The 11,607-nt window shown below is 68.4% G+C and carries 10 protein-coding genes; 1 reads left to right on the forward strand and 9 read right to left on the reverse strand.

What is annotated here, in order from left to right:
* From ACTOQ3_RS41785 to ACTOQ3_RS41805, 5 genes are all read right to left on the reverse strand, one after another.
* Positions 1-520, reverse strand: a 520-nt coding sequence (locus ACTOQ3_RS41785; protein WP_440089491.1) for a biotin carboxylase N-terminal domain-containing protein, incomplete at its 3' end; no start/stop codon positions are given.
* 170 nt (positions 521-690) lie between these two features.
* Positions 691-1,443, reverse strand: a complete 753-nt coding sequence (locus ACTOQ3_RS41790) for a 4'-phosphopantetheinyl transferase family protein (RefSeq protein ID WP_440089492.1) — start codon at positions 1,441-1,443, stop codon at positions 691-693.
* Positions 1,444-1,532: 89 nt separating this feature from the next.
* Entirely contained in the window at positions 1,533-2,180 is a 648-nt protein-coding gene (locus ACTOQ3_RS41795) for a response regulator (RefSeq protein ID WP_440089493.1), read from the reverse strand.
* Complete coding sequence (locus ACTOQ3_RS41800; protein ID WP_440089494.1) at positions 2,167-3,117, reverse strand: sensor histidine kinase; 951 nt, start codon at positions 3,115-3,117, stop codon at positions 2,167-2,169. Before ACTOQ3_RS41800 ends, ACTOQ3_RS41795 begins: the two co-directional genes overlap by 14 nt.
* Positions 3,118-3,581: 464 nt before the next feature.
* Entirely contained in the window at positions 3,582-5,261 is a 1,680-nt protein-coding gene (locus tag ACTOQ3_RS41805) for a 2-isopropylmalate synthase (protein ID WP_440089496.1), read from the reverse strand.
* Positions 5,262-5,606: 345 nt separating this feature from the next.
* On the opposite strand from ACTOQ3_RS41805, the gene ACTOQ3_RS41810 reads away from it, so the two are divergent.
* Entirely contained in the window at positions 5,607-6,533 is a 927-nt protein-coding gene (locus ACTOQ3_RS41810; protein ID WP_440089497.1) for a UbiA family prenyltransferase, read from the forward strand.
* A 16-nt stretch (positions 6,534-6,549) separates the two neighbouring features.
* Here ACTOQ3_RS41810 and ACTOQ3_RS41815 read toward each other — a convergent pair whose 3' ends face one another.
* The 4 genes from ACTOQ3_RS41815 to ACTOQ3_RS41830 form a co-directional block, all read right to left on the reverse strand.
* Positions 6,550-9,309, reverse strand: a complete 2,760-nt coding sequence (locus ACTOQ3_RS41815) for an AAA family ATPase (protein ID WP_440089498.1) — start codon at positions 9,307-9,309, stop codon at positions 6,550-6,552.
* A 212-nt stretch (positions 9,310-9,521) separates the two neighbouring features.
* Entirely contained in the window at positions 9,522-9,809 is a 288-nt protein-coding gene (locus ACTOQ3_RS41820) for a DUF5988 family protein (protein WP_440089499.1), read from the reverse strand.
* Positions 9,810-9,874: 65 nt separating this feature from the next.
* Positions 9,875-10,684 (reverse strand): ABC transporter permease, encoded by an 810-nt coding sequence (locus tag ACTOQ3_RS41825; protein WP_440089501.1) that lies wholly within the window; start codon positions 10,682-10,684, stop codon positions 9,875-9,877.
* 47 nt (positions 10,685-10,731) lie between these two features.
* Positions 10,732-11,577 carry an ABC transporter ATP-binding protein gene (locus ACTOQ3_RS41830; protein WP_440089502.1) on the reverse strand — a complete coding sequence of 282 codons (846 nt, stop codon included), beginning with the start codon at positions 11,575-11,577 and terminating at the stop codon, positions 10,732-10,734.
* Positions 11,578-11,607: the final 30 nt, after the last annotated feature.

Consider the following 11,607-nt stretch of genomic DNA (forward strand, 5'->3'; position numbering starts at 1 on the left):
CCAGGGTGCGCGCGACCTTCAGCCCGCGCCCGCCGCCGCCGTACGCGGCCTTGATCGCGATCGGCAGGCCGTGCTCGCGCGCGAAGGCGACGACCTCCGCCGCGCCCTGTACGGGCTCCTTGGTGCCCGCCACCAGTGGCGCGCCCACCCTGGCCGCGATGTGCCTGGCCTGGACTTTGTCGCCCAGTGCCGCGATCGCCTCGGGGGGCGGTCCGATCCAGGTGAGCCCCGCGTCGATGACGGCGCGGGCGAAGTCGGCGTTCTCCGCCAAAAAGCCGTAGCCGGGGTGGACCGCGTCGGCGCCGGACCGCGCGGCGATCCGCAGCAGCTTGGCGATGTTCAGGTACGTCTCCGCCGGCGACTGACCGGCCAGCGCGTACGCCTCGTCCGCCATCCTGACGTGCAGCGCGTCCAGATCCTGCTCGGCGTAGACCGCCACGCTGCACAGGCCGGCATCCCTGCAGGCGCGGGCCACCCGTACGGCGATCTCACCGCGATTGGCGATCAGGACCTTCCTCATCACGCGTTCCTCCGTGAACGTGGTGACCGACGACCTCGGGTGTGGCTCGGGCTCCGCACCGCGCTCGGTCTCTGCGCCGTGCCCAGACCCTGTACTTCGCTCGATCTCTGTACTTCGCTCGGTTCCTGTGCCGCGCTCGGACTCGTACCGCGCCCGATCCCCGTCGCCGCTCAGACTCTGTACTGCGCGCGCTCTCGGTAGCGCGCCTGCTCCCTGTAGTGCGCCCGGTCCCGGTGCTGCACGCGGTCGGAGCGCGCCGATATGGCGATGGCGGTGAGGATCAGCCCTTCACGGGCCATCCAGCGGCCGCGGAACCCGGTCAGCGGGCGGCCGAACATGCTGGGCCCGGTCACCAGCAGGCGGGCGTAGAAGGTGCCGCGCAGCGGGTCGAACGTCACCGTCGCGCTCTCGAAGTCCAGCCAGCGTCTGGTCAGCGGGAACCACGCCTTGTAGACGGACTCCTTGGCGCTGAAGAGCAGGCGGTCCCAGGACGGGCCCGGGTGCTCCCGGTTCAGGGCCCTGATGGCCTCTCGCTCCTCGGGTTTGGAGATGGCCTCCAGCACCCCGCTGGCGATGCCCTTGTCGGGCTCCGCGTCGATGCCGATCGTGAGCCCCTCGCTGCTCGCGCCGACCACGGCCGCGCGGTAGCCCGTGCAGTGGGTGATGCTGCCGACGACGCCCTTGGGCCACTGGGGCTCGCCGCGCACCCCCGGCAGCACCTGCTGCGGGGGCAGGCCGAGCGCGCTCATGGCCTTCCTGGCGCACATCCGGGCGGTCGCGAACTCCGCGCGCTTCTGCTCCACGGACCTGCTGATCACCTCTGCTTCCGCGGGAAAGAGCATGGCGTCGGCGTGGTCCTCGAAGGTGTCGGCAGCCATCGCCCATGGGGGCAGAATGTTCGCGATCAAAGCCTCGGCGTTCACAATTTCACTGTAGGGAGGCCCTGAACGCAGGAGAATCGTCACGACGCCCTTCTGGGGTCGCGCAGAACTTGATCAGGGGGCGGACGGGGTCATCGTGTCGGTGTGATCAGCGAGGCGTCGATCGCCCGGTTGACGGCGTCGATGCGTGAGGCCGCCCCGAGTTTCACGAAGATGTTGCGCAGGTGGCGCTTGACCGTGGCTTCCGTGGTGTTCAGCCGGGAGGCGATCTGCCTGTTGCTGTACGCCTGGGCGACCAGTTCGAGCACCTCCCGCTCCTTGGTCGTCAGAACCTCGGTGCGCGTGGTCTCCATCTGGGCGAGGCTCTCCGGGGAGATGACCAGGATGAGGCGATCGGGTTCGTAGTGCACGCTCCTGATCGCCGCGACGAGTTCGTAGCGGTGCACGGTCTTGAGCAGGTAGCCCCGGATGCCGGCGGACAGCAGTTGCCGCAGGAGATGCGGCCCGTCGTACATGCTCAGGATGATGATCTGGGTGGCCGGCGAGATCACGCGTGCCCGGGAGACGGTGTGCGTGACCGCGTCGCCGGGGATCTCGACATCGAGCAGGAGGACGTCGGGGCGCTTCTGCGAGACCAGTTCCAGGGCGGTGAACGAGGTGCCGGCCTCGCCCACGACCACCAGGTCCTCCTGCGCCTCCAGGATCTCTCGCACCCCCTCGCGGAACAGGGCGTGGTCGTCGACTATCGCTATCCTGATGGGGTGGTCACTCTTGATCATCGAAGGACCCCGGTAATGGCACGGCGAGATCGATTCGGGTGCCCCGTCCCATTTCGGTGCTGATGGTGACCATGCCGCCGAGCAGGGCGGCGCGTTCCTGGATCGAGGCCAGCCCGAGGCTGTGGTGTGCGGGACGGCTGTTGACGTCGAAGCCGCAACCGTCGTCGATCACCGACGCCCGCAGCTCGTGCGGCGCGATGTCGACCCTGATGTAGATGGACGACGGCCGGCCGTGCCTGAGCGCGTTGCGGATCGCCTCGCTCAGGATCAGCAGGCACTCCTCGCTGATGGCAGGTGTCGCCCAGACCTCGTCACCGTTGACGACCAGCTCCGCCGTCATGTCCTCGACGCCGATGGCCTCGAGATGCGCGAGCAGCGCCTTCTCCAGGCTCTGTATCGGTTCGAGGGGGTGTAGGTCGGAGGTCAGCTGGCGCAATCGCCACATGGCCTCCTGGATCGCCTCCTGCACCCGCTCCATCTTGACGACCGCCTGGGCGGGGTCGCTGGTGCGGTACATGACGCAGAGCTCGGCCTGCCGGTGGGCGACGCTGAGGCTCTGCCCGATGCGGTCGTGCAGTTCCCTGGCGATGCGCCCGCGCTCGGCCACGTGTGCCTCGTGCACCTTGCTGAGCAGGAATCCGGCGTAGCTGGTCGCGGCTTCCCTGATGCGGAGCGAGACGGACTGCTCCAGCGTGGTGACCACGTTCCTGAGCAGGCGGTCAGTCTCGGAGTCGTCCTGGATCCACTTGCTCAGAATGGTGAAGGCCGCTCGGAAGAACACCGAGGCGGCGAGTAGGGACTCTTTCGGATGGACACCGGTGGCCGCTCTGGTCAGGCCGATATCCCAGGACAGGAAGCGGAAGGACTCGTCGGAGTGGGGGAGACCGTTGTCCAGCGCGGCGGCTATGTCGGTGAGGATCTGGTTGGCATTCGCCATGACCTGGGCTTTCGCCTGCTCGTCCTGGACAAGGACGCTACCGACGACTTCCAGGTCCTGTTCGTACTTGGCGAGGATATCCGCTCGGCACTCTTCGATAAGAGCTGCTGACGGACTCTGCGTGCGGGCTACTCCATCGTCGTCTTCCGCCATCCTGCCCCCTGCTTCCCTGCTGCCCCCTGCTGCGTTTCCGGGTTTTCCCCAGATGTTCACATCATGGTTCATGGATGCCGAGTAGGCAACCGACACCGGGTGAACAGGGCAGTCAAGCAGGCAAACCCGAGCCTAACTCAATTATCCCGGGACCCTTTACTGAATATCTCACAAATAGTCAGCATTTTTATATTGGAAGCAACTCGCCGGCGGCGAATGTGAGGTCGGCGCAATGCCGCGAAGCGCGAACCGCGCGCCCGTGGCCGCCGCCACGAGTGCGCAGTCCCTGATCAGACGCGCGGCGCGGGGCATCAGACGTGCGGCGTGACGATCACGGCCGCCTGCTTGCCGCCCCGTCTGAGGGCGACCCCGACCGCCGACAGGGCCGCGCCCACGGCGGAGGTGTCCACGCCGACGCCCCAGACCGTCGCCCCCCCGACCCGGTACTCGGCGTAGACCGCGGCCCCCGTGAGCGCACCGCCGGCCGGGTCCGCCTCGGCCGCGCGGTGCACGGTGCGCACGTCGATGCCCCAGGGGGCGAGCTTGGCGCCGATGGTCCTGGCGTCGTGCTCCCCCGCGCCGTCGAGGTGGAGCGTCGCGGCGACCCGCCCGCCGGCGGTGTACGGCTCGCCGACCGGGCCGTCGGAGGAGATGTACTCCTTCTCGAACAGCTCCCAGACCTGCTCGGGCGAGAGCTCGCTGCCGAGCAGCTCCGCGCTCGACTGGACCACCGTCGCGAAGTCCTTCTGGAGCTCCTTCGGCAACCGCATGCCGTACCAGGCGCTCATGATGTAGGCGACGCCGCTCTTGCCGGACTGGGTGGTGATCCGCACGATCGCCTCGTAGGTGCGTCCCACGTCCTTGGGGTCGACCGGAAGGTACGGCATCCGCCACGGCTGCTCGTCGATGCTCACGCCGGCCTCGACCGCGTCGCGCTCGAGGTCGTCGAAGCCCTTCTTGATCGCGTCCTGGTGGGAGCCGGAGAAGGACGTGTAGACCAGCTCGCCCCCGTAGGGGTGCCTGGGGTGCACGGGGATCTCGTTGCACCACTCGACGGTGTCGCGGATCCTGTCGATGTCGGAGAAGTCGATGCCGGGGTCGACGCCGTGGCTGAACATGTTCATCCCCAGTGTCACGAGGCAGACGTTGCCCGCCCGCTCGCCGTTGCCGAACAGGCAGCCTTCGATGCGCTGGGCGCCGGCCAGGAGGGCGAGTTCGGCCGAGGCGACCCCGGTCCCCCGGTCGTTGTGCGGGTGGATGGACAGGCAGACGTGCTCCCGGCGCGACAGGTTCCGGTCGAGCCACTCGATCTGGTCGGCGAAGACGGAGGGCAGCGAACGCTCCACGGTCGTGGGGAAGTTCAGGATTATCGGCCGGTCGGCAGCGGGCTCCCACGCGTCCATGACGGCTTCGCAGACCTCGAGGGAGAAGTCGGCCTCGGTCTCGTTGAACAACTCAGGTGAGTACTGGAACCGGAAATTGCCACCACTGAGCTCTTTTTCGGCATATTTCTTCACCAGTTCCGTGCCCCGGACGGCCAGGTCCTTGCACTGCTCCCGGTCCATTCCGAACACCACCCGCCGGAACAGCGGGGCCGTCGCGTTGTAGAGGTGGAGCGTGGCCCTGGGCGCCCCCGACATGGAACGGATGGTGCGCTCGATCAGCTCGTCGCGCGCCGGCACCAGAGCCGATATCCATACGTCGTCCGGGATCCGGTCCTCCTCGATGAGGAGCCGGACGAAGTCGTGGTCGTCCTGGCTCGCGACCGGGAATCCGATCTCGATCTCCTTGTAGCCGATGTCGACCAGAAGCTCGAACATCCGAAGCTTCCTCGCCGGGGACATCGGGTTGGCGAGCGACTGGTTACCGTCTCGGAGGTCGGTGGACAGCCAGCGCGGCGACGAACTAATCCGCCCGTCCGGCCACGTCCGATCGGGAAGAACGAGGGGAGTAAAATCGGAATAACGCTCTACAGGCCGGTTCGCGCCCATTCCCCAATCTCCTTCACTGAGATTATCCGACTGCCTCGGATGTTCACCATTACCAAATAGCCATTGAATTCCCCGGTCAAGACAAGTGGTCAGGAGAATTCCCCTCCCGTACCGAAGGATCACTCCGGGTATCGAAAGTTCGACCTGGTGCGCCCGTCCGACCGCTCCGGGGTGAAACATCGGATGTCTGCGCGGGGGTGCCGTATGTGACACTAGATCGAAACCTGGCGTCGATCTGCGACCACCCTGTATCGGTAAACGCTTCCCACGAATGCGCCCCAGGCGAGGGGCACGACTGGAAACGATCACTAATCGATCTTCGGTTTGGCGGAAGGGCTGACAGTGATGACGACGAGCATCAGTTCCCCGACTGGGTTTCTCCCCCTCAGGCACAGCGGGCTGTGCCTGGCCGAGGCCCGTCCCTCCGTGCAGTTCAACTTCCTGCTGCGCTTCCTCACCGGGGCGTCGCTGAGTTCCGCCGTCGCCGGCGAGGGCGACCTGGGCAGGACCGCGTGGAGCGCGCTGACATGGACGCTGGCCGTCTTCGCCGTCTATCTCTACAACGGCGTCACGGACGTGTGCGAGGACCGGCTCAACGGCTCGCGCCGGCCCATAGCGAGGGGGGAGTTACCGCCCGCCTTCGCCACCGGGGTCGCGGCCGGCGCCGCGGTCGCGTCCGTCGCGATCAGCCTGGCGCTGGGGCCGGTGAACGTGGGGATGGTCGCCGTCATGCTGGCCCTCGGCTACCTCTACTCGGGTCCGCCCTTCCACCTCAAGCGCAGGACCAGCGGAACGGTCGCGATCGGGCTGACGGCCAGCATCCTGACCTACTACGCAGGCGCCCACGCCTACGCGGGAGGGATCGACATCGGGACGCAGCTGATCGTCTTCGTCCTCGCCGCCTCGCTCTGGACCGCCCTGGTGGGCACGACGACCAAGGACCTGCCCGACCTGGAGGGCGACGCGGCGGCCGGCCGCGTGACGTTCGCCGTCGTGTACGGCGAGCGCGCGCTGCGGCTGGCCATCATCAACGTCTCGCTCGCCCTGCCCGTCGTCGTCACCGGGGGCGTGCTGCTGCTGGGGGATCCGTCGCTGTACCTGCCCGCGGCCGCCATGTGCCTGGGCGGGCTGGCCATCGCCCTGCTCTGCCGCGCCCCGATCCCGCCCGGACCGCGCCGGCGGCGGCCGTACGCGGTCTTCATGGTCACTCAGTACGTGCTGCACGGCTGCGTGATCGTGCCGCAGATGGTGCGCGACTGGCCGCTCGTCTGAGCGACCGGTCACGCCGCTAGCGGCCGGCGGCCGGCCTGACCGGGTGTGCCCCCTCACGTGCGAGGCCGGGAACGCGGCCGGGCTGGGCCGTCAGGTCCGGCGGCAGGTCCGAGCGCTGGGTGATGTTCAGCTTGCGGTACACGCGCGTCAGGTGCTGCTCGACGGTGCTCACCGTGATGAACAGCTTGGCGGCGATCTCACGGTTGGAGTAGCCCACCGTGGCCAGGCCGGCCACCCTGCGCTCGGCGTCGCTGAGGATGGCCACCACCCTGTTCGTCTCGCCGTCCCCGTCCTCCGCGCCGCCCTCGTCGGCGAGCGCCTGGCTCAGCGGGCGGGCACCGCACTCCTGGGCCAGGGTCCGCGCGCGGCTGGCGATGATGCCCGCCCTGCGGAACTCGCCCACGCTGTGGTAGGCCTCGGTGAGGTCGATCAGCGACCTGGCCAGCTCGTAGCGGTCCCCGCACGCCTGCAGGTGCTCGGAGGCCTGGCGCAGGAACATCGGCCGGTGCCGTACCTCGCTGGTGGCGGCCAGCACCCGCAGCGCCACGCCGTCGGTGCGCTCCGAGCCGGCGCCCGACCGGCTCAGCTGCTCCTCGACCAGCTCGCGGGCCTCGTCGTGCCTGCCCAGGGCGATGAGGGCCTCGGCCACGTCCGTGCGCCAGGCGATGAACCCCGGGGTGTCCATCTTCCAGGCGGTCAGCAGTTCCCCGCAGAGCCGGAAGTCGCGCAGCGCCGCCACCGGGTTGTCGACGGCGAGCTGGTAGCGACCGCGGGCCTGCAGGAACCGCACGCCGCACCTGGTCTGCAGCATCGCCTCGGGGAACGCGTGGTTGAGCTGCGCGAGCGCCTCGTCGTAGCGTCCCATCGCGGTGGCGGCCAGCATGAGGGTGGCCACCGGTCCGGCCACGGCCACGCCCCAGCTGCTCGGCGGAATGATCTCCAGGGCCAGCCGGGCGTACGACGCGGCCTCTTCGAGCTCTCCCTGGCGCAGCGAGAGCTCCGCCCGGATCGCGGTGAGTCGCGCCCGGCGGGCGGGCGAGCCCCCGGAACGCAGCTCCCCGATCAGCGCGTCGCACCGCGGCACCGCCCGGTTGGACCGCCCGGCGTACACGAGGGCGAGCAGCGCGCTCTCCACGGTGTCCATGGACATCTCGTCCAGGTTGGAGCCGCGCAGGATCCGCTCGGCCGTGGCCACGATCCGGTCGTGGGGGCCGCCGGTGAGCACGCCGACCAGCGCGTTGATCGACTCCAGGCGCCGGCTCACCTGGAACGGCAGCACCGCCTCGCTGATGTTCTTGCCCGCCCAGGTGTTCATGTGGGCCAGGAGCGGCGGCGCGGAGCAGCGCAGCCACATCCTGGTGCTCACGCCCTCGGCGACCGTGTGCGGGTCGCTGTCGCCGAATTCCGCCGTGCGCTCCAGGACGTCGCAGGCGACGTCCATCCTGCCGTGCCACAGCAGCGCCCTGGCCAGGATGATCGCGTCACTGCCGCGCAGGCTCCCGTTGTGCAGCGCGTCGGTGAGCTCCTCCATGTGGCTGATCGGCGCCTTCGGGTCGATACGCCACTCGGCGCGCATCAACATGGTCGCGATCGACGTGCGCTCCTGGTCGTCCAGGCGGCCGCGCAGGGCGAGTTTGAGATAGTCGACGGCCGACTCGACCTCGCCGTCGATCAGCCTGCGGCGGGCCGCCGACCGCAGCACGGGCACGGCCCAGGAGGCGTCGGCGTCATCGGCCTTGCTCAGCTGCTCGGCGATCGCCAGGTCGGAGGCGCCCTCGCCGTTCAGCAGCTCGGCCGCGCGCCGGTGCATGTACTGGCGCTTGTCGGCTCCGAGATCGGCCAGGACCGCCTCCTCGCCCGCCTCGTGGTGGAACCGGCCGTCCTCCAGCAGCCCCGCCGTCTCCAGCCAGCGGATCGACAGGGGGACCGACGGCGTGTCCGAGCGGGCCAGCCGGTGGACGAGCGCCGGGTCGTCGATCGCCGCCGCCCATCTGGCCACGTCCAGCAGGGCCGGGTCGACGCGGTGCAGGCAGGACAGCACGGCCTCGCCGTACCTTTCCGCCGGCGCTCCCGTGCCGTTCCTCGCGAAGTCCTCGAGCAGCCCGGCCACCAGGATCGGGTTGCCACCGCTGAGGTCGTGCCACTCCGGCGCCAGCCGCTCGGCCGTCTCGTGCCCCAGGCTCTCGCTCACCATGCTCAGCACGGCGCCGCGCGAGAGCGGATGCAGCCGGATGGCGGTGCAGTGCGGCTGTCTGATGATCTCGGTGGGGAAGAACCTGTCCGTCTGGTGCGGGTAGTCGGCGTGCCCGAACACCGTCATCACCGGCGACGACCTGGCCCGGCGCATGAAGTAGGACAGGCACATCTGCGAGGCGCGGTCGGAGTCGTGGACGTCGTCGACGACGATCACCAGCGGGAGCTGTTCCGCCAGTGACAGCAGCACCCCGCAGAGCCCCTCGACGACCTGGGTCTCCAGTCGCTCGCCGCCCTCGCGCAGGAGGTCCATCGCGCGCTCGCGCAGCCGCTCGCCCAGAGGGGCGTTGTGGAAGAGCTGTCCCAGCACGCCGAGCGGGAGGTCGCTCTCCCCCCGCGACGCCGTCGCCACGAGCGGGAGCGCTCCGCGGTCGTAGACCTGCTCGGCGAAGGCGTGCAGCAGCTCGCTCTTCCCCGTGGCGACCACTCCGGTCACCATCGCGACCCTGCTCCTCCCCTCGATCGTCTCGGTGAGGAGTCCCCGTAGGGAGGCCATCGCCGCGTCTCTTTCAAAGAACCCCATACCGAACACCCCTCACGAGAGTGAGAACGATTGCCCATGGTCCGCATAACCGGTTCACGATTAATAAGCTACGCCGCCCCTTATAGGCCCACAACGGGGTGACCCTTAATAGCATCCGATCTACAACTTTCGATTCCCGGTCACCCAAAAAAAGCGCCGCGCCCGGATTTCAGGGGGCGCGGCGCACGGAGTCGGGCGTCTGTCGTCTTTGATTATTCAGCGATCCTCGTCCTGGTCGTCCAGCGGTAGATCAGGCCCTGGCAGTCGCCTTCGAGGTGGTAGTGCTCCTCGGTACGCTCGAAATGCTCGTAGCCGCTCCGGTACTGGATCTTGACCTTCCCGTCGGCTCTTTCCAGCCGCCGGGACCGGGCAGTCTCCGGGAATTCGGCGGGTCCGCCGAGGAGAAAGATGTTGACATCGTACGGGCCGTGGTCGGAAATTATGCAATCCGCTTTAACCTCTCGTGTGGAGCCGGGGGCTATAGTCACTGGCACCTCCATGGATCGGTCTTTACAACATATTAAAAAACAGTTTTCCAGAAGGCACCCCCGATCGACCCCTACGACTAGCTGTCGCGCGCGGTCCAGCGGAACGTCCGCAGGCACAGGACCAGGCCGACCACGCACCACAGGCCCAGCGCCAGGGCCACCATCGGGAGCTCCCAGCTGCCGGCCGGCTCCAGGACCACCGCCTGCTCGGGCAGGAACACCGACCGCATGCCCTGGGTCATCCACTTGAGCGGGAAGATCGACGCGAAGATCTGCAGGATCCACGGCACGTCGGAGAAGGGGATGTAGACACCGGAGCAGAACTGCACGATGAGGAAGGGCAGCGTGATCACCGCGTTGGCCCCGCGCGTGGACTTCGGCAGGCTGCCGATCGCGATGCCCAGGAACGTGCAGGCCATGCCGCCGAGGAGGAGGACCCAGGTGAACGTCAGCCACTGGTGGACGGTGGTGGGCAGGTTGATGCCGAACATCAGCACCCCGACCGCGATCAGGAGGATGACCTCGGCGATCATGCACACCAGGACCTGGATGATCTTCCCGCCGAAGTAGGCCGTGCGCGGCATGGGCATGCCGTACAGCCTCTTGAGCGTCCCGTCGTGGCGCTCCAGCGTGATGTTGATGCCCAGGTTCTGGAAGGACGTGCCCATGATGCCGGCGCCGATCATGCCGGCGGTGAGGATCTGGGCTCCCGTGACGCCGGGCAGTCCCTGCCTGCTGCTCGACATGGCGCCCAGCAGCATCAGCATGATCGCCGGGAGCGAGAAGATGACGATGAACTGGCTCTTCGTGCGGAAGAAGCCCTTGAGCTCCATCGCGCCGCGCTTCAGGGTCAGCCGGCCGGCGCTGGGCAGTCGCACCGCCTGCACCGGTCGGATGTCGGTCGGTTGCGTCGGTTGCATCGGCAACGTGGTTGTCACAACTGCTCTCCGATAAGGCCTAGGTAGGTGTCTTCGAGAGTCGGCCGCCTGACGGTCAAGTCGGGGATCTCCCCGTCGTACTGCGCGATGAGCTCCGCGACGACCTTCGTGGGCGTCGGGGTCTTCACGCGGCGTTCCCCGTCCGGGGTGGACCAGCTGACCGTCGCGTCCGCCTCGGCGCGGCCGGCCAGCGTGGCCGGCTCGCCGATCGCGACGACCCTGCCCTTCGCGATCACCCCCACCCGGCTGGCCAGCGCCTCCGCCTCGTCGAGGTAGTGCGTGGTCAGCACGATGGTGGTGCCCTCGTCGGAGAGCAGCGAGATCAGGCCCCAGAACTGGCGGCGGGCCTCGGGGTCGAACCCCGTGGTCGGCTCGTCCAGGAAGAGGAGCTCGGGGTTGCCCACGACGCCCAGGGCCACGTCGACTCTGCGCCGCTGGCCGCCGGAGAGGTGGCGGATGTGGGCGTCGGCCTTGCCGGCCAGGCCCACCAGCTCGATCACCGAGTCCGGGTCGCGCGGGCGCGGGAAGTAGCTCGCGAAATGGTGCACCGTCTCGCGGACGGTGAACTCGGCGGCGTCGGTGGCCGACTGCAGCACGATTCCGAGCTTGGACCGCCAGAGGCGCCCGGCCCGGCCGGGGTCCTCGCCGAGCACGCTGACCTCACCGCCGTCCCGGCGGCGGTGCCCTTCCAGAATCTCGACAGTGGTCGTCTTGCCGGCGCCGTTGGGGCCCAGGAGCGCGAAGACCTCACCCCGGGCGATGTCCAGGTCGATGCCGTCGACGGCGGTCAGGTCGCCGTATTTCTTACGCAGCTCACGTACACGTACTGCTGAGTCGCTCATGCTCCATAGGGTTCGAGATTGGCAGGGTTT

The sequence above is a fragment of the Streptosporangium sp. LJ11 genome (genome assembly GCF_051918945.1).
GTDB lineage: Bacteria > Actinomycetota > Actinomycetes > Streptosporangiales > Streptosporangiaceae > Streptosporangium.